This window comes from Paraburkholderia sp. IW21, from assembly GCF_041321145.1.
GTDB lineage: Bacteria > Pseudomonadota > Gammaproteobacteria > Burkholderiales > Burkholderiaceae > Paraburkholderia.
The window spans coordinates 501,500-520,367 of sequence record NZ_JBGGWA010000002.1 but is presented as its reverse complement, the minus strand read 5'-3'; the positions used below and the strand labels follow the sequence as shown (position 1 = coordinate 520,367).

16 protein-coding genes and 1 pseudogene are annotated in these 18,868 nt (G+C 60.8%); 8 read left to right on the top strand and 9 right to left on the bottom strand.

Features of this window, described 5'->3' with window-relative positions; genetic code table 11:
• Nucleotides 1–8: 8 nt before the first annotated feature.
• The 9 genes and pseudogenes from ACAX43_RS06225 to ACAX43_RS06185 form a co-directional block, all read right to left on the bottom strand.
• Entirely contained in the window at nucleotides 9–581 is a 573-nt protein-coding gene (locus ACAX43_RS06225) for a DUF2946 family protein (RefSeq protein ID WP_370707528.1), read from the bottom strand.
• Nucleotides 574–1,740, bottom strand: coding sequence for a YheT family hydrolase (locus ACAX43_RS06220; RefSeq protein WP_370707527.1), 1,167 nt, complete (start codon nucleotides 1,738–1,740; stop codon nucleotides 574–576). The genes ACAX43_RS06225 and ACAX43_RS06220 overlap by 8 nt, the downstream gene beginning before the upstream one ends.
• Nucleotides 1,741–1,796: 56 nt before the next feature.
• Nucleotides 1,797–2,243 (bottom strand): nuclear transport factor 2 family protein, encoded by a 447-nt coding sequence (locus tag ACAX43_RS06215; protein ID WP_370707526.1) that lies wholly within the window; start codon nucleotides 2,241–2,243, stop codon nucleotides 1,797–1,799.
• A 527-nt stretch (nucleotides 2,244–2,770) separates the two neighbouring features.
• A complete protein-coding gene (locus ACAX43_RS06210; protein ID WP_370707525.1) occupies nucleotides 2,771–3,814 on the bottom strand; it encodes a phage tail sheath family protein in 1,044 nt (347 codons plus the stop codon).
• A gap of 370 nt (nucleotides 3,815–4,184) precedes the next feature.
• Nucleotides 4,185–5,589, bottom strand: a pseudogene (locus ACAX43_RS06205) (IS5 family transposase).
• A 159-nt stretch (nucleotides 5,590–5,748) separates the two neighbouring features.
• Complete coding sequence (locus ACAX43_RS06200) at nucleotides 5,749–6,789, bottom strand: phage tail sheath family protein (RefSeq protein WP_370707524.1); 1,041 nt, start codon at nucleotides 6,787–6,789, stop codon at nucleotides 5,749–5,751.
• 521 nt (nucleotides 6,790–7,310) lie between these two features.
• Nucleotides 7,311–8,336, bottom strand: a complete 1,026-nt coding sequence (gene waaF, locus ACAX43_RS06195) for a lipopolysaccharide heptosyltransferase II (RefSeq protein ID WP_370707523.1) — start codon at nucleotides 8,334–8,336, stop codon at nucleotides 7,311–7,313.
• Nucleotides 8,337–8,599: 263 nt separating this feature from the next.
• Nucleotides 8,600–8,794, bottom strand: a complete 195-nt coding sequence (locus tag ACAX43_RS06190) for a zinc-finger domain-containing protein (RefSeq protein WP_017772808.1) — start codon at nucleotides 8,792–8,794, stop codon at nucleotides 8,600–8,602.
• Between the two features lie 78 nt (nucleotides 8,795–8,872).
• The gene (locus ACAX43_RS06185; protein WP_370707522.1) at nucleotides 8,873–9,796 is read right to left on the bottom strand and encodes a branched-chain amino acid transaminase; all 924 of its coding nucleotides are present in this window, start codon (nucleotides 9,794–9,796) and stop codon (nucleotides 8,873–8,875) included.
• A gap of 309 nt (nucleotides 9,797–10,105) precedes the next feature.
• On the opposite strand from ACAX43_RS06185, the gene ACAX43_RS06180 reads away from it, so the two are divergent.
• The 8 genes from ACAX43_RS06180 to ACAX43_RS06145 all read left to right on the top strand — a co-directional run bounded on the left by ACAX43_RS06180 (nucleotide 10,106) and on the right by ACAX43_RS06145 (nucleotide 18,859).
• Nucleotides 10,106–10,852 (top strand): AzlC family ABC transporter permease, encoded by a 747-nt coding sequence (locus ACAX43_RS06180; RefSeq protein WP_370707521.1) that lies wholly within the window; start codon nucleotides 10,106–10,108, stop codon nucleotides 10,850–10,852.
• The gene (locus ACAX43_RS06175) at nucleotides 10,849–11,172 is read left to right on the top strand and encodes an AzlD domain-containing protein (protein ID WP_370707520.1); all 324 of its coding nucleotides are present in this window, start codon (nucleotides 10,849–10,851) and stop codon (nucleotides 11,170–11,172) included. Before ACAX43_RS06180 ends, ACAX43_RS06175 begins: the two co-directional genes overlap by 4 nt.
• Nucleotides 11,173–11,444: 272 nt before the next feature.
• Nucleotides 11,445–12,638: a phosphoglycerate kinase gene (locus ACAX43_RS06170; RefSeq protein ID WP_370707519.1), complete on the top strand. Its 1,194-nt coding sequence runs from the start codon at nucleotides 11,445–11,447 to the stop codon at nucleotides 12,636–12,638.
• A 442-nt stretch (nucleotides 12,639–13,080) separates the two neighbouring features.
• A complete protein-coding gene (pyk, locus tag ACAX43_RS06165; RefSeq protein ID WP_370707518.1) occupies nucleotides 13,081–14,517 on the top strand; it encodes a pyruvate kinase in 1,437 nt (478 codons plus the stop codon).
• A gap of 396 nt (nucleotides 14,518–14,913) precedes the next feature.
• The gene (gene fba, locus ACAX43_RS06160; protein WP_370707517.1) at nucleotides 14,914–15,978 is read left to right on the top strand and encodes a class II fructose-bisphosphate aldolase; all 1,065 of its coding nucleotides are present in this window, start codon (nucleotides 14,914–14,916) and stop codon (nucleotides 15,976–15,978) included.
• A 121-nt stretch (nucleotides 15,979–16,099) separates the two neighbouring features.
• On the top strand, nucleotides 16,100–16,990 hold the full coding sequence (locus ACAX43_RS06155) for a phosphoribosylaminoimidazolesuccinocarboxamide synthase (RefSeq protein WP_074282302.1): 891 nt from the start codon (nucleotides 16,100–16,102) through the stop codon (nucleotides 16,988–16,990).
• Between the two features lie 52 nt (nucleotides 16,991–17,042).
• Nucleotides 17,043–17,561, top strand: a complete 519-nt coding sequence (gene purE / locus ACAX43_RS06150; RefSeq protein WP_370707516.1) for a 5-(carboxyamino)imidazole ribonucleotide mutase — start codon at nucleotides 17,043–17,045, stop codon at nucleotides 17,559–17,561.
• 101 nt (nucleotides 17,562–17,662) lie between these two features.
• The gene (locus ACAX43_RS06145) at nucleotides 17,663–18,859 is read left to right on the top strand and encodes a 5-(carboxyamino)imidazole ribonucleotide synthase (protein ID WP_370707515.1); all 1,197 of its coding nucleotides are present in this window, start codon (nucleotides 17,663–17,665) and stop codon (nucleotides 18,857–18,859) included.
• Nucleotides 18,860–18,868: the final 9 nt, after the last annotated feature.

Below are 18,868 nucleotides of genomic sequence, written 5' to 3'. Positions count from 1 at the left end.
CAAAACATCTAGACACGCGCCGCCGGACTGTCGACAAACCCGAACCGCGCGGCAACCTCATTTCGCTGCACGCCCTGCAAGGGCAACACCACGCCATTGTTCCAGCGAAACGCCCCGCTCATCGAGTCATCGCCCAACGCTGCGTGATCAGAAAAAACCTCAAGGTCGTGATCGTGCAAAACAGCGACGCTCGGTGGCGCCGAGCCATCGACAAACAGAATTCCACCTTCATCGTCGACAAACACAGCCGAAGGCTCGAAAGTCCGACCGGCCTGGTCAGTCAAGGAAAGCACCCCGGCAGCATCGGCTGACAACCTCACCACCCACGGCGTATAACCCAACTCGACATACACCCGCTGCGGCCCATTCTGGAAAAACCACTGCCCGCGATCATCGGCGGCGTAATTCCGATTGATAAATCCGAGCAACGCTTCATGCCGAATCGGCGTACCGGGCGCACCGCTGGCCTGAGCGGCCTCATCCCGCATGCGCCAGTTGCCGCGCCGGTCCAACATCAACCATCCCGTGCAACTCGGCACGTTCGGCCACTTGGCCAATGCCTGCTTGACGATGTCATCCATGATCGACGTATCGCTCCAGATAACCGAACACGCGCCGCGACAGCCAGTCGATGCGGCCGGGAAACGGCCCGGTCATAAATCCGGCGTGGCCGCCGTGTTTGGGTTGATCGAGTTCCACTACCGCCGACACCTCGTGCCGGGTCGGCAATGCCGCGGCCGGAAGGAACGGGTCGTTGCGCGCGTTCAACACCAGCGTCGGTACGGCAATCCCGGGCAGCAGCGGGCGCGTGGTCGCCGAACTCCAGTAGTCGTCGGTATTGCGAAAACCGTGCAGCGGCGCCGTCACCACGTTGTCGAAGTCGTACATCGTGCGGCTCGCCAGCATCGCGTCTCGATCGAACAGCCCCGGAAACTGCACCAGCTTCTGCTCGGCCTTCTGCTTCAGCGTCTTCAGGAAACTGCGCGTGTAGACCATGCCGAAACCCTGCGACAGCGCACGGCCGCCGGCATGCACGTCGATCGGCGTCGAAATCACCGCGGCGGCCGAGATCACCGGCGACGCATCTTCGCGCCGCTCGCCGAGCCAGCGCAGCAGCACATTGCCGCCGAGCGACACGCCCGCGGCCACGATCGGCCCCCGATGCGCGGCGCGCAAGCGCCGCAGGATCCAGTCGACTTCGTTGCTGTCGGCGAGATGGTAGAAACGCGGCAACAGATTCAGCGCTCCGCTGCAACTGCGAAAATGTGGCACGACGCCGTGCCAGCCATACGCGCGCGCAGCCGCCATCAACGTCGCTGCATAGTGCGAGGTCGAACTGCCTTCCAGGCCGTGAAACAGCACGAACAGCGGCGCGCCGTCGGCGGGAATCTGAAGTGGGGCGGATGGTGCGCGCGCGGAGGCAGGTCCGCCGTCATGCACCACCCAATCGAGATCGATGAAGTCGCCATCAGGCGTATCCCAGCGTTCGCGCCGGAAAGTGACTGCCGGCCGGCGCGCGAACAGCGACGGGACGATAGTCTGCGCATGCCGGTTCGGCAGCCAGAGCGGCGCGCGGTAGAGCAGATCGACGGTGGCCTCGACGGCAGACGCGGCGCGTGCAGCGCCGGAAGGAGCGGATTTATCGTGGGTCGTCGCCCATTGCCCCAATCCCTCAAGCGGACTTCCTTCGGGGCGGGGGACTTCCTTCGAGGCGGGGGACTTCCTGTGGGGCGTGCTCATACCAGCGTCGAAACAAAAAATGAAACCGGTGAATAAGTCGAAGCACCGGTCAAGCGTCAGTGCAGCGACCCCTGGCCATGCCGCATCTTCGTGGCGAACTGACTAGCGGCCTCATTCGGCATCGGACTCGCGTGAATATGTGCAATCTTCCACTCGCCGCGCTCGTGAACCATCACGTAAGTGGTGAATACCATCGCGGGCGTAGCCTTCGGATCGGCTCGCCGGTGCGCTTCGGCAATCGCGTAGACGACGGTGCCGAGGCTGTCGTAGACGCGAATATCGAGCGGTTCGATCGAAACGGGCGCGACTTCGAGCTGGATCTGCAAGCCGGCGCGAATATTGTCGAGGCCGTGCAGGTGGGAGCCGTCGGCGCAGATGCAGCTGGCGAATTCTTCATCGATCCACAGGCCCATCAAGCTGTCGATATTGACCTCGGCGACAGCCTGGTAATAGGCGTTCAGCGTATCGGCGGCGGCTTCGAAGATATGGGCAAAACGTGGCATGGCTCGTCAGTCTCTTGTGCGCGGCGCGCGGTTGCGGGGCAGCGGTCAGCGGGACAGTCCGAAGCACCGGACAATCGCACCCAAGCGAGAGAATGCCCGCGCCGCAAGGCGCGAACATGACGCGACGCGACGTGTTCGCGGGATGCCTGTTCTTGCGCTCAGACAGCAGGACTGTGTCTGGGATTAAGCCATTGTACCTTCGCGGCCCACGGTAATGGCGGTGGATGACACGGGAAGGTCGAAAGGGAGTCGCATGAGTGACGCGCTGGCGTGCGGGTCGGTCTGCCGCGCGTGACGCATCCGGATCGACGATTGTCACGATGCGGTGCGGAGAATATTCTGGCCGGCGTGCAGGCTGTGTGGCGTAGATTTGTCGCGGCTCGAGGAGAATTCACTCCTTGGTAAACTTGGGAATATTTGGGCAGGTGGCTGTCGATCACCCCATAAGCTGAGACGTTCCGCTTATGGGTGAATTGCAGCAGTATCGGCATGCATCCAGAAATTGACCAGGACACGCGCGCGATGCGTCAGCGCGGGCCTATATTCTGCGTGAACTGCAGGATAATAAATTCTGCGGGGCGCACGGCCGCCATGCCGACGTCGGCAATCATTTTTCCTTCTGCAATGTCATCATCGGACATGGTGATGCCTTTGCCGATGCGCACAAAATAGGCTTCCTGTTCGGTCGCGCCGGTTAATGCACCTTGCCGCCACAGATTATGCAGATAGTTGGTAATCGCAGTACGCACCGTTTCCCAGGTTGGCTGATTATTCGGCTCAAATACCATGGCACCCATGGCGGCTTTTATATCACGCTCCGCGCTGTTGAATAGCCGGCGGACTGAGATGTAACGCCAGTCGTCGCTGTCTTCCAGTGTTCGCGCACCCCACACAAGGAGGCCTCGGTCGTCAAGCTTGCGAATCATGTTAATTGCTTTGCCACTATTGTATTGGCTCTGAATATCATCTGTTATTGAATAACACGCCTGGTAATTGGCGGGTAAAGCGATATTTGCAGGTGCTTTCCATACGCCGCGAGTGCGATCAGATACGCAGTATAGAGCCGCCATTACGATGCTCGGAGGGATATTGACGGTCGACCAGTCCGGTCTCAAATAGGGATAATACACTGCGCCAAACGGGCTGGCTGGATAAGAGTTGGCCGAGCCGCCTCCGGTAATTTCTGTCGTCGGGCCGTCCAGAATGGCAAATAATCCGGCGCCCGGCTGGCAGAGGTCTGTTGCTTTGGATTCGATATCTTTTTCTGCTCCGGCGACCAGCAAAGTTATGTCGTTGTATTTTAGTGCTTCTGTTAAGAAGTCATGATATGACACGACGTAGCAAGGCCCCCCTCCACACTCAAAATAAGCCCGCATGTATTGATGATCATAGTTCCCAGTGGCTAAGGAAGAGCTATTGAATTCTAAATAATTTTTGAATTTTCGGGCGGGTCCGCTCGGCATTTCCCATAGCGCAATGATAGGCACGGCGGTAGCCGTTGCGCTGACGGAGATCGAAGGCGTTGCGTCTTCTGTAACGTACACGCCTGGGTAAGTGGGTGTCGCAGACATTTGAGAGATCTCCGGATATGTTCATTTAAAACGCTAAAAAATTAATCCTGCCGTAAAATTAAATAGTTGTTCTTGCGTAATGCTATTTTTGAATATTGAAAATCCATTTCCAGGGCAAGGGCGCATGCGAGGCGCCCCGACCGGGTTTGGTATTCAATGCGGTTGTATGATAAAAATCTTTTCGTGACTACTCTAGCAGGTTTTGATTGTAAAAAATGGCATGCGACAATTGAGCGCTAATAGCTGCAATTTTTGATTGCAAACTTTTGCGTGTGGCCGGCGGCCGATGTGATGCAATGCATTGCTGTAAGCAGAGCTTGCGCTCTTCTCTGCCAAAAATCAGGGCCGAGGTACATTATTTAAATTAATGTTAATTGAAGGTCGTGAGAGTGGGCTCTGCAAGCCGATTAAAAAGTCGACCCTGAACAATTCGTTTCTCGTTGCGCCGGCGTCGCGCCGTCACGTCGGCGGCAATGCATCGGTTGAGCAAAGCAGCGAGAACGAAGACGCAAAAAAGCCGCAGCTTCCTCAGGATCATCCGCAGGTTGCGGCCAGCGCCACACAGTACCGCGTGCATCGCATCGCCGAGCGCGCCTTTGAGCCAGTTGCGATCGAGTTTTCCGTCTGTCTTCATGTGGCCGATGGCTGGCTCGATTGCACTTCGCCGTCTGATCATCGCGCGTACTCCGCGAGTGATGCCCCGCCGCAAACCCGGGTGGTAGATCTTCACGCCGTCGACCGCGCCACCCTTGTATCCACGGTCGACGATGGCGACTTCTGGCGTGGCGTCGCACAGGATTGCCGCCTGCTCCAGCGCTTCAGCCAGCGTGTGACCGTCGTACGGATTGCCAGGCATCGAACGCATGCCAACGACCAGGCCTTCCTTTTGGGTCGTCGTGATCGACACCTTCACGCCGAATTCGTAGGGGTGTGCGGGCCTTGCCCTTCGCCAGACATTCAACTTCCAGTGCGTGCAGCGCGTAGAGCTTGATTTTGTCCTTCGGCTTCTGCGACAGGATCCGCTTCGTGCGGTCAATCAGCTCCTGCAAGGCCACGCGGCCTGAGTCTGCCACCTGGGCGACCTGTCGCTCCACATCGCGCATCACTCGCCCAACGCGCGAACGCAGCGTGCGCAATGCCTTCCTCATGCGCCTGTACTGCTTCGCGTGAGCGTAGCGGCCAATCTGCAGCCCCAGTCGCGGCGCCTCGCGGTTGTAGTTCTGCCGCAGCTTCAGGCCGTGCCGCGCGGCCGCCTTCACCAGATGTTCCCGACACCGCTCGAGCAATCGCGAATCGGTTGGATGGGCGATCGCCTTCTCCATAACCGTTGTGTCTACAATCACGCGCTTCACGCTCGAGGCCCTGATCACGCCAGCACGTTTTGCTGCTTCGATCGTCTCGGCCAGCAACTCTTCAACGCCGGCTTCGCCCAGTCGCTTGCGCCAGCGCGTCAGGCTCGACGGGTCGATCGGAGGCTCGGCCTGCAAATACGTTTCGCCCATGAAGACCTGCCAGTACGGGTTCTCCGCCCATTGCCAGACGACCTCTTCGTCGGACAGATCGAACGCATGCTGCAAATACAGCAGCCCCGCAATCAGACGTGGCGAGCTCGCTGGCCGACCTTTGCCCGACACGAAGCTCTCGATCATCGACGCGTCCAGCCGCTCCCAGTTGATCAGGTCAGTCAGGCGCACCAGCGGATGTTTCAGGTTGATCTGTTCTCGCAGCGGTTGCCGGAAGAAATCTCCCGCCGTCACAGGCGTCTTCGGACCCATCTGCACCTCGTCGAAAAATGCAGGATTCACGCGTTAATATGCCAGGTCCCTGCCATTCCCACAAACGCATTTCGGACTCAAAGCCTCATCCCGCAGGGCTTTGAAGATTGGTCAGGTCCGACTAGGTGGGCGAAACGCGATAAAAACGCGCTCCAGAGGCTAACCTTGATCCACGTTCTGCGTGAACTGCAAAATAATGAATTCTGCCGGACGCACTGCCGCCATCCCCACTTGGACAGTCATTTTTCCCTGTGCAATGTCGTCATCGGACATAGTGATGTTCTTACCTATTTTGACGAAATAGGCTTCCTGTTCAGTCGCACCGGCTAGCGCACCTTGCTGCCACAGGTTGTAAAGATAATTGATAATAGCGCTGCGGACCTTCTCCCACGTGGGCTGATTATTCGGTTCAAATACCATAGTCTGCATGGCGGCTTTAATGTCCCGCTCCGCACTGTTAAACAGGCGTCGTACGGAGATATAACGCCAGTTGTCGCTGTCTTCCAGAGTCCGTGCTCCACAGACAACAAGGCTGCGATCGTCGATCTTGCGAATCATGTTGATTGCTTTGCCACTATTATATTGACCTTGAAGATCATCTGTGACGGTATAGCACGCTTGATAATCAGCCGGCAAGGCCATATTTGCAGGCGATTTCCATACGCCGCGAGTGCGATCCGATGCGCAGTATAAAGCCGCCATTACAAAACTGGCCGGAATGGCTTGGGTTGTCCAGGCTGGTTTCAGGTAGGGATAATAAACCGCACCAAATGGACTTTCCGGATAACTCGCTGCCGCGTTGCCGTCAGTTATCTCCAGGGTCGGGCCGTCCAGAATAGTAAATAGTCCGATTCCGGGCTGGCAAAGATCAACTGCGCCGTTATAAATGGAGGGTTCCCCTCCAGTGACCAGCAAAGTTATGTCATCATAGAGTGGAGCCTCTGTTAAGAAGCTTTTATATGACGCAACGTAGCAAGGTCCTCCACCACATTCAAAATAAGCCCTCATATAGTCCAAATCGGCTCCCCGTGCTACGGAAGACCTGTTGAACTCGAGAAAATTATTGAATTTTTGAGCAGGGCCGTTGGGTAAGCTATACAGTGCGATTATGGGTACGGTGGTGTCCGTGACCTGGACGGAAATCGAGGGTGAAGCGTCTTCTGCAATGTAAACGCCCGGATAACTGGTTGTCGTAGTCATCTGTTTTTTCGCTAAAAAGGTTTAGGAAATCGATTGGTGCCGTTTTGGTTGATTTATAGATCAATGCCGTATTGAAAATTGATTTATGAAGACTTATCGACCTGGTTCGGTGATGATTGTTCTTGCTAAAATTAGTCGAGGCAGCTAGAAAAAACAAGTGGCAATTTGATGCAGGGATGTATTTGATCCTGTTTGTTTGAAATTTGCGATTGTTGCGCGTGATGGCCAAAACATTTTATCTGGACGTAATAAAAGCAATTTAGATGTTTATTTAAATTCTGTGTGAAGCTAGTTGCTGTGTTTCTTGAAATAAGGAGTCGTTGACTTCGGTTTTATTATGCCGCGGCTACTACAGACTCGATTCGAGCGGTCCGCTTTCGGGGGAGGGGGCCGCGTTGAAGGCGCCGTTTGAATTGAGACGACCGAGCTCGCGACCCTATCTGGTGGGCTACGAACGCCGGCAGAGAGATTTAGCTTGAAAGATACTTGGTTGGCAGCGAGTCAGCACCTGCCGCCCAAGTTCAGCGTTGCGTCAGCAACATACCTCGCAAATCGCCGAACACCTGCTCGGCGCTCAACTGTTTCAGGCAGTTCAGATGACCGAGTGGACACTCGCGCGCAAAACAGGGGCTGCATTCGAGATGAAGCCACTGCACCTTCGCGAGCTCGGACAAGGGCGGCGTGTGACGCGGATCGGTCGAACCGTACACGGCCACCAGGGGGCGGCGCAGCGCGGCGCTCACATGCATCAGACCGGAATCGTTGGTAACGACCGCGTTGGCCCGCGAGATCAGCGCGCAAGCTTCGCCCAGCGCGGTTTGACCGCACAGGTTGCGCACGTTCGGCGCTTTGTCGGCAATGGCCTGGGCGAGCGGGGCGTCTTTCGGCGAACCGAGCGCGACGATCTGGGTGTAAGGGAACGACTGACCGACCATTTGCGCGAGCGCCGCGAAATGCTCGGGCGGCCAGCGCTTGGCCGGACCGTACTCGGCGCCCGGGCAGAACACCAGCAGCGGCACGCGCGTATCCAGATTGAAGCGCGCCGATACCCGCGACGCTTCGTTCAGGTCCGCGTCGAGCCGCGGCATCGGCAGGTCGTCGGGAATCTTGGCGTCAGGCGTGTAGGCGAGGGCGGCGTACTGGCCGACCATCGGCGGGCGCTCGTCTTTACGCGGATTCGCGTGACGTACGTTCAGCAGGCCGTAACGGCTTTCGCCGGTATAGCCGATGCGCAGCGGAATGCCCGCCATCCACGGAATCAACGCCGACTTCAGCGAGTTCGGCAGCACATACGCTGCGTCGTAGCCGACGTCGCGCAAGTCGCTCGCCAGTTGCCAGCGGCGCAGCATTTGCAGCTTGCCGTGCGCGAGGTCGGTCGCGTACACGTCGCGGATCTCGGGCATGCGTTCGAGCACGGGTGCGACCCACGAAGGGGCGACCGCGTCGATCACGATGCGCGGATGCAATTTCACGAGGCGCGCAAATAGCGGCTGCGCCATCAATGCGTCACCGATCCAGTTCGGTGCGATAACCAACGCGCGACGCATCAGAGTGAGTGTCCGGTGTCGAAACGAAGCGCCGCGCGAACCATGCGCGTGGCGTTCGATTGTGTAAAAGAGGAAAGGCCGCGCGCCGTGCGGCACGGGCCCAATATGTCCGGCCTTGCCGCGGCTGCGGCTTTGCTGCGACGCGTTTGTTTCGCCGTCACCTGCTGCAAAGGCAAAGCCGGCCCGTCACATGACGAACCGGGCAGCGGGCGCGCCGGTAACGAGCGCCGCAAACGATCAGCGCTCAGAGCGCAATGTTCAAGTTAGTGACCCTTGACCACTTCGCCATCACGCAGCTTGTAGCGCGTACCGCAATACGGGCAGCGCGCTTCGCCGTGCGTCACGTCGATAAAGACACGCGGGTGCGTGCTCCAACGCGGCATCGACGGGTTCGGGCAATATGCCGGCAGATCTTTCGCCGACAGTTCGACCAGCGGCATTTCCTTGATTTCGCTCATGAGGACTTTCTCGTTGTATGCAGGATGCGTGCGTTGCGCCGTCAAAAGGCCGCGGGCCGCGGGCCGGCGCAGCGCGCGTTAGATCTTGGTCAGCCAGTGCGCGTACTTCTCGCTCCTGCCGTTCACGATGTCGAAGAAGCCCGATTGCAGCTTCTCGGTGATCGGGCCGCGTGCGCCCGAGCCGATCGTGCGGTTGTCGAGTTCGCGGATCGGCGTGACTTCGGCGGCCGTGCCCGTGAAGAATGCTTCGTCGCAGGTGTAGACCTCGTCACGCGTGATGCGTTTTTCGATCACCTGGATGCCCGCGTCGCGCGCCAGCGTGATGACCGTGTCGCGCGTGATGCCGTCGAGGCACGAGGCCAGGTCGGGTGTGTACAGCTTGCCGTTGTTCACGAGGAAGAAGTTCTCGCCCGAGCCTTCCGACACATAGCCGTCCACATCCAGCAGCAGCGCTTCGTCGTAACCGTCGGCAATCGCTTCCTGGTTGGCGAGGATCGAGTTCACATACCAGCCCGACGCCTTGGCGCGGACCATCGACACGTTCACGTGATGGCGTGTAAACGATGAGGTCTTCACGCGAATGCCCTTGGCGATACCATCTTCACCGAGGTATGCGCCCCACGGCCACGCGGCGATCGCCACATGGATCGTGTTGCCCTTGGCCGACACGCCGAGCTTTTCCGAGCCGACCCAGATGATCGGGCGCAGGTAGCAGGATTCCAGCTTGTTTTCGCGGACCACTTCCACTTGCGCGGCGGCCAGCGTTTCGTGGTCGAACGGCACGTCCATCTGGAAGATCTTGGCCGAGTTCAGCAGACGCTTGGTATGTTCCTGGAGGCGGAAAATCGCCGTGCCGCCGTCCGCCGTCTTGTAGGCGCGTACGCCTTCGAAAACGCCCATGCCGTAATGCAGCGTGTGGGTGAGCACGTGGATCGTGGCATCGCGCCAGTCGATGAGCTTGCCATCCATCCAGATCTTGCCGTCGCGGTCGGCCATTGACATACGATTCTCCAGCGGGTGCGTTTGTGAGTGCCTCCAAACCTGGCGCTGCGCGTCAGGCCCCCGAGGGGCCATCCCCCATGGGGATTTTCTTCAGGGCGGAAAACGTGGGGTGGCCCGGCGTTTTCTCGTGGGGTTGTGCGAAGAGCGTTATTTTAGCGTCTTTTGCACAAGGAACGGGCATTTGGCCGCATAGTCGGCGCTATAATTCGGCGCACGCATAATTCACATCCGGATGCGCCAGCGGGTGCTTGACGACCTGGCGCCGACCTCCCTTCGTTGCGGCGCCCCTTGACGTCCGCGTTTCGTCTCATGCTCGCTCGTTTGTCAGATACCGATCGCCGTGCCTTTCGTGAGGGCGCGCGCGACTATTCGCCCACGCTGATGGCGATTTTTTCCTGGGGTCTCGTTACCGGCATCGCCATGAGCAAGTCCGTGCTCACGCTGCCGCAGGCGCTCACCATGTCGCTGCTGTGCTACGCGGGTTCGTCGCAACTGGCGGTGCTGCCGCTGCTCGCGGCGAAGCTGCCGGTCTGGACCGTGTTGCTCACGGCCGCAATGGTCAATATGCGTTTCGTGATTTTCAGTGCCGGCATGGCGCCGCATTTCTCGTATCTGCCGATGTGGCGGCGCATCGTCCTCGGCTACTTCAACGGCGACGTGATCTATCTGCTGTTCCAGAAGAAGAGCTTCACGCCCGGTTACGTGCCGGGCAAAGAGGCGTACTACTGGGGCATGGCGGTTTGCAGCTGGCTGTCGTGGCAGGTTTCGTCGATCGTCGGCATTCTGCTGGCGAACCTGATTCCGGACAACTGGGGCCTGGCACTGGCGGGCACGCTGGCGCTGCTGCCCATCATGGTATCGGCGATTGCGACGCGTTCCACGCTGGTCGCTGTCTGCATCGCCGGCGTGGTCTCGCTGCTTGCTTTCGACCTGCCGTACCGGCTCGCACTGCCGCTCGCGGTGATCGCGGCGATCATCGCGGGCAGCGCCGCCGACCTGATGGTCGAGCGTGCCGACTTGCGCCGCATCCGTAATAGCGCCGGAGATTCCCAATGACATCCATGCAGATCTGGCTGGCCATTATCGGCATGACCCTCGTCACCACGGTGACACGCGCGATGTTTCTAATCGGCGGCGAGCGCACGGTTTTGCCGGCGCGCGTCCAGCGGATGCTGCGCTATGCGCCGGCTGCGGCGCTTGCCGCCGTCGTCCTGCCCGATGTGCTGGCGACGCCGGACGGGCTCTCGTTCGCGCCGTCGAACCACGAGTTTTACGCGTCGCTCGCCGGGCTCGCGTGGTTTTTGTGGCGGCGCACCATGCTGGGCACAATTGTGGTGGGAATGATCGTGTTCACGCTCTTGCGCCTCTTCATGTAATTGATCAGACGGAATATGCTGCACCGCGACATGCCCCGCGCATTCTTCAAATACGGGACATTCGCCCGGTTGCGGGTCAGAAGGCCGTGTGGATCAGTTAAAATGGATGTTTCCGGGATAAGCGCGCCGGTGCATGGCGCGACAGCCGCGGCCCTGCCGCCGGTGCCCGATTCAGTGGAGCCGCTGCCGTGCCGATGCGCTGGAGTTTGCCGCGCGAAGGTTCCAGCGCGTCGTCCGCCACCGCCTTCTCATCAACTCGCACACAAACGCCCATGAACAAGGTATTGCGTCTCTCCGATCTGATCGCCGAAGGCAAGCTATCCGGCAAACGCGTGTTCATCCGCGCCGATCTGAACGTGCCGCAGGACGATCAAGGCAATATCACCGAAGACACCCGTATCCGCGCTTCCGTGCCGGCGATCAAGGCCGCGCTGGACGCCGGCGCCGCCGTGATGGTCACGTCGCACCTGGGCCGCCCGACCGAAGGCGACTTCAAGCCGGAAGATTCGCTCGCGCCGGTCGCGAAGCGCTTGGCCGAACTGCTCGGCCGTGACGTGCCGCTGGTCGCGAACTGGGTCGAAAACGGCGTGAACGTGGCGCCGGGCCAAGTCGTGCTGCTGGAAAACTGCCGCGTCAACAAGGGCGAAAAGAAGGATTCCGACGAACTCGCCCAGAAAATGGCGAAGCTCTGCGATATCTACGTGAACGACGCATTCGGCACCGCGCACCGCGCCGAAGCCACCACGCACGGTATTGCCAGGTACGCGCCCGTCGCGTGCGCCGGCCCGCTGCTGGCCGCCGAACTCGAAGCGCTCGGCAAGGCGTTGGGCGCGCCGAAGCGTCCGCTGGTGGCGATCGTCGCCGGTTCGAAGGTGTCTACCAAACTGACCATTCTGAAGTCGCTGGCCGAGAAGGTCGACCAGCTGATCGTCGGCGGCGGCATTGCCAATACGTTCATGCTGGCGGCGGGTCTGAAGATCGGCAAGTCGCTCGCCGAAGCCGATCTGGTCAACGAAGCCAAAGCCATCATCGACGCGGCGAAAGCCCGCGGCGCCTCCGTGCCGATCCCGACCGACGTGGTCACGGCCAAGGAGTTTTCGCCGACCGCCAAGGCCGAAGTCAAGGCCGTCGCCGATGTTCAAGACGACGACCTGATCCTCGACATCGGGCCGGAAACCGCCAGGGTGCTCGCCGCGCAACTCGAAAAGGCCGGCACGATCGTCTGGAACGGCCCGGTCGGCGTATTCGAATTCGACCAGTTCGGCAACGGCACCAAGACGCTGGCTGACGCGATCGCCAACTCGTCGGCCTTCTCGATTGCCGGCGGCGGCGATACGCTCGCGGCGATTGCCAAGTACGGCATCCACGACAAGGTCAGCTATATCTCGACGGGCGGCGGCGCCTTCCTCGAGTTCCTGGAAGGCAAGAAGCTGCCAGCGGTCGTCGTTCTGGAATCGCGGGCTTAACATGGCGACGCGCTCCTCCTCAGCGAAGTCTTCTGCAAAAGCGCGTGGCAGCAAGTTGCCGCGCAACACCGCAGCAGCAACGGCAGGGGAGCGCGAAGCGCGCTCCACCGCCATAACGGCGGCAGCGGGCCCGGTTGCCCCGCAGCCGCAAGAACCCGGGTCGCCCCTCGCGCTCGCGGAGTTGACCACTGCCAGCGAAGCAGCGGAATTGTCCAGCGCAGACGCTGTGCAAGCCGCCCAATCGCCGGCAGAACTCCCGGACGAAGAGGTCGCGCTCGCACTCCAACCGGCACCCCACGTGCCGGTGTCGAACACCGCTTCACCCCATAAAGCGACGCTGGTTTCAACCGGCGCGCAGCCCCCGGCAGCATCCTTCGGTGCGCAGCCTCCGCATCCGACTCGCAGCGCTCATTCCAGCGATCCTATCCAGACGAGGAGACTCATGCATCGCGCCACCAAGATTGTCGCTACCATCGGACCGGCTTCCAACACGCCGGAAATCCTGCTGCAAATGATTCGGGCAGGTCTCGACGTGGTGCGGCTCAATTTCTCGCACGGCACCGCCGACGACCACCGCCAGCGCGCCGAGTTCGTGCGCGAGGCGGCCCGCCAGGCCGGCCGTGAAGTTGCCATCATGGCCGATCTGCAAGGCCCGAAGATCCGGGTCGGCAAATTCGAAAACGGCAAAATCATGCTGGTCGCCGGCGAGCCGTTCATTCTCGACGCCGAGTGCGAACTCGGTAATGAGCAACGTGCCGGTCTCGACTACAAAGACCTGCCGCGTGACCTGAAACCGGGCGACGTACTGTTGCTCAACGACGGCCTGATCGTGCTGGACGTGGCACGCGTGATCGGCAGCGAGATCCACACGATCGTCAAGATCGGCGGCGAACTGTCGAACAACAAGGGCATCAACCGCCAGGGCGGTGGCTTGTCGGCGCCCGCGCTGACCGCGAAAGACATGGAAGACATCCGCACGGCGATGTCGCTCGGTGTCGATTTTGTCGCGGTATCGTTCCCGAAGAACGCCACCGACATGGAAATGGCCCGTCAACTGGCGAACATTGCCGGCGCGCCGTACGGCATCAAGCCGAAGATGATCGCCAAGATCGAGCGCGCGGAAGCGATTCCGGCGCTGCAAGGCATCCTCGACGCTTCGGACGGCATCATGGTCGCGCGCGGCGATCTGGCCGTGGAAGTGGGGAATGCCGCAGTGCCCGCGCTGCAAAAGCGCATGATTCGGATGGCGCGTGAATCGAACAAGTTCGTGATCACCGCGACCCAGATGATGGAGTCGATGATTTACGCGCCGGTGCCGACCCGCGCCGAAGTGTCGGACGTCGCGAATGCGGTGCTCGACGGCACGGACGCGGTGATGCTGTCGGCGGAATCGGCGGCGGGCAAGTATCCGGTGCAAACCATCGAGACGATGGCGGCGATCTGTGTGGAAGCCGAGAAGTCCGAGCAGCCCGAACTGGACAAGGATTTCCTCGATCGGACGTTCACCCGGATCGACCAGTCAATTGCGATGGGCGCGCTCTTCACGGCCTATCACCTGGGCGCGAAGGCGATCGTCGCACTGACCGAGTCGGGTTCGACTGCGCTGTGGATGTCGCGTCACTGGACGCACGTGCCGATTTTTGCGCTTACGCCGCGAGTCGGCAGCGAACGCGTGATGGCGCTGTACCGCAACGTGACCTCGCTGCATCTGGACACCAACACGGACCGCGACACCGCGTTGCAACAGGCGTTGGAAACCGTGGTCAGCAAGGGCTACGCGTCGCGCGGCGACATGGTGGTGCTGACCGTCGGCGAGCCGATGGGCCAGGCCGGCGGCACGAACACGCTGAAAATCGTGCGGGTCGGCGAGCCGTATTGATTGGGCGGCAACCGTCTTGCATGGGATAGGAGCGCTCTGCGTGGGATCGGAGTAAGTGCTGAAGCATTAACTCCCACCGACTCACTCTGTGTGGGGTGGGAGTAAGCGCTAAAGCGCTAACTCCTGCCGACTCACTCTGTGTGGGGTGGGAGTAAGCGCTAAAGCGCTAACTCCCACCGACACAGAAAACTGCTCGATCGGCACCGGCGCGATTGAGCGAAGCAGGTTGTCATGCCCCGCGAGAGGCGGCGCACAGGCTCCAATCGCGCGTTGAAGCGAATAGGAACGCTCGGCGCTTTAGGGAATGTGTGAAAGGGCATGCGGCTTGCTTCGCGTTAAAATCGCCCCAAAAGATGCCGACGGCACAGAATTCGTTTCAATTTAAGGAGTTACAGCATGCCTCTCGTATCAATGCGTCAACTGCTGGACCATGCCGCCGAAAACGGTTATGGCCTTCCGGCATTCAACGTGAACAACCTGGAGCAGGTGCAGGCGATCATGGCGGCGGCCGACAAGGTCAATGCCCCGGTCATCATGCAGGCGTCGGCCGGCGCGCGTAAGTACGCGGGCGAGGCGTTCCTGCGCCACCTGATCGAAGCAGCGGTCGAGTCGTATCCGCATATTCCCGTCGTGATGCATCAGGACCACGGCCAGTCGCCGGCGGTCTGTATGGCGGCGATCCGCAGTGGCTTCACCAGCGTGATGATGGACGGTTCGCTCGAAGCCGACGGCAAGACGGTCGCGTCGTACGAGTACAACGTGGACGTGTCGCGTAAAGTGGTTGAAGCGGCGCATTCGATCGGCATTACGGTTGAGGCGGAACTGGGCGTGCTGGGTTCGCTGGAAACCATGAAGGGCGACAAGGAAGACGGCCACGGCGCGGAAGGCACGATGACCCGCGAACAGCTGCTGACCGATCCGGAGCAGGCTGCCGACTTCGTCAAGCTGACCCAGTGCGACGCACTGGCGATCGCGATCGGCACGTCGCACGGCGCGTACAAATTCAGCAAGAAGCCCACGGGCGACATCCTGTCGATCCAGCGCATCAAGGAAATCCACCAGCGCATTCCGAACACGCACTTGGTCATGCACGGTTCGTCGTCGGTGCCGCAGGAACTGCTCGCGGAAATCCGCGAATTCGGCGGCGATATGAAGGAAACCTACGGCGTGCCGGTCGAGGAAATCCAGGAAGGTATCAGGAACGGCGTGCGCAAGGTCAACATCGACACCGACCTGCGCCTCGCAATCACCGGTGCGATCCGCCGCTGCATGGCGCAGAATCCGGGCAAGTTCGATCCGCGCGATTACCTGAAGCCCGCGCGTGAAGCCGCGATGAAGATCTGCATCGAGCGCTACACGCAATTTGGCTGCGAAGGCCAGGCCGGCAAGATCAAGCCGGTTTCGCTTGATAAAATCGCGGAGAAGTACAAATCGGGCGACCTCGCGCAAGTCGTCCGCTAAGCGCTACGCCTGGCTGAAAGGCCAGGTTGTCGTTCGATCGCCGTTCCCGCATCATCCGGGGAACGGCGTTTCCCTTTTGTTCCGGTCATACTTTTTGCCCCATTTTTAGCGAACCACGACGATGTCTACCCTTTACGAATCCACGCTCCGCTCGCTGCCGCTGCTCGGCCGCGGTAAAGTCCGCGACAACTATGCGGTGGGCAACGACCAGTTGCTGATCGTCACGACCGACCGTCTGTCGGCGTTCGACGTCATCATGGGCGAGCCGATTCCGAATAAGGGCCGCGTGCTCAACGAAATGGCGAACTTCTGGTTCGAGAAACTCAAGCATGTGGTGCCGAATCACCTCACGGGCGTGGCGCCGGAATCCGTGGTGGCGGCAGACGAAGTCGAGCAGGTGAAGGGCCGTGCGGTGGTGGTGAAGCGCCTCGAGCCGATCCTCGTCGAAGCGGTGGTGCGCGGCTATCTGGCCGGCAGTGGCTGGAAAGATTATCAGGCAACCGGTTCGGTCTGCGGCGTGGAACTGCCGCCGGGCCTGCAAAACGCGCAGAAGTTGCCCGAGCCGATTTTCACGCCGGCAGCCAAGGCCGAAATGGGCCACCACGACGAAAACATCACGTACAACGAGATGGAACGCCGCATCGGCACTGAACTGTCGGCCACGATCCGCGACATCTCGATCAAGTTGTACAAGGAAGCCGCTGATTACGCCGCCACGCGCGGCATCATCATCGCGGACACGAAGTTCGAATTCGGTCTGGACAACCACGGCCAACTGTATCTGATGGACGAAGCGCTGACCGCGGATTCGTCGCGCTTCTGGCCGGCCGACCAGTATCAGGTCGGCACCAACCCGCCGTCGTTCGACAAGCAGTTCGTGCGCGACTGGCTCGAAACCCAGCCCTGGAAAAAAGAGCCGCCCGCACCCAAGCTGCCCGACGACGTGGTCACGAAAACGGGCGAGAAGTACCAGGAAGCGCTCGAACGCCTGACCGGGCATAAGCTCGCTTAATTGCGCGCGCCTGGTTGGATTCGCGCCGCTCAAGAAACAAGGAAGCCGTAAGATGAGTGAAGTCCAGACTGCCCATAAGCATGACGCGCCCGTCGTTGGCGTGCTGATGGGTTCCAGTTCCGACTGGGAAGTGATGAAGAACGCCGTGGCGATTCTGCAGGAATTCGGCGTGCCGTATGAAGCGAAGGTCGTATCCGCGCACCGGATGCCCGACGAGATGTTCGCGTATGCCGAAAGTGCGCGTCAGCGCGGCATTCGCGCGATCATTGCCGGCGCGGGCGGCGCGGCGCATCTTCCCGGCATGCTGGCCGCCAAGACCACGGTGCCGGTGCTCGGCGTGCCGGTGGCGAGCAAATATCTGAAGGGCGTCGATTCGTTGCACTCGATCGTGCAGATGCCCAAGGGCGTGCCGGTCGCCACGTTTGCGATCGGTGAAGCGGGCGCGGCGAATGCGGCGTTGTTCGCGGTGTCGCTCCTGAGCGGCACGAGCGCCGCGTATGCGGAGAAACTGGCTGCGTTCCGCCTGCGCCAGAACGAAGCGGCCCACGCCATGGTGCTGCCCGCGCTGTAAGCGCGAAGGCTGATTGCTTTTAGACGTCCCTTTGTCCGACCCCCGGCCGGGTGCTTGTTATGCACGACTGCAAGCACATCCGGCCGCGACCGACCACTAAGATGAACCCAGACAACACACCGGTTTCACCGATTCTGCCCGGCGCATGGCTTGGCATGGTCGGTGGCGGCCAGCTCGGCCGCATGTTCTGCTTTGCCGCTCAGGCGATGGGCTATCGCGTCGCTATACTCGACCCGGACGAGAACAGTCCTGCGGGCGCCGTCGCCGATCGCCATCTGCGCGCGGCGTATGACGACGAAGCGTCGCTGACCGAACTCGCGCGGCTGTGCGCGGCGGTGTCGACCGAATTCGAGAACGTGCCGGCCGCGAGCCTCGACTTCCTTGCGAAGACCACCTTCGTGAGTCCGGCGGGCCGGTGCGTCGCCGTGGCGCAAGACCGGATCGCCGAGAAGCGTTTTATCGCGTCGTCGGGCGTGACGGTGGCGCCGCATGTCGTGATCGAGTCCTCCGATGCGCTTGCCGCGCTCGACGATGCGAAGCTCGAAGCCGTGCTGCCCGGCATTCTCAAGACCGCGCGTCTTGGCTACGACGGCAAAGGCCAGATTCGCGTGCGCAACGCCGAGGAAGTGCGCGAGGCGCATGCGTCGCTGGCGGGTGTGCCCTGCGTGCTGGAAAAGCGGTTGCCGCTGAAGTTCGAAGTGTCCGCGCTGATTGCACGCGCGGCGAGCGGCGCCTCGGTGGTGTATCCGCTCGCGCAGAACACGCATCGCGACGGCGTGCTCTCGCACACCATCGTCCCGGCGCCGGACGCGAGCCCGATGCTGGTCGAGCAAGCGCAACAAGCCGCGCTGCAAATCGCCGACAAGCTCGGCTATGTGGGCGTGCTGTGCGTCGAGTTCTTCATTCTCGAAGACGGTTCGCTGGTGGCCAACGAAATGGCGCCGCGCCCGCACAACTCCGGCCACTACACCGTGGATGCCTGCGCGACCAGCCAGTTCGAACAGCAGGTACGCGCGATGACCGGCATGCCGCTTGGCGACACGCGCCAGCATTCGCCGGCGGTGATGCTGAACATCCTCGGTGACGTCTGGTTTCCAGACGGCCCGAAGCACGCGGCGGTTACCCCGCCGTGGCACGAAGTCGCCGCCATGCCGGCGGCGCGTCTGCATCTGTACGGCAAGGAAGAAGCACGTTGCGGCCGTAAGATGGGCCACGTGAACTTCACGGCCGCGACGCTCGAGGAAGCCCGCACGGCCGGCCGCGATTGTGCGCGGCTCTTGCATATCCTAACGAGCTGACGCGAGCGC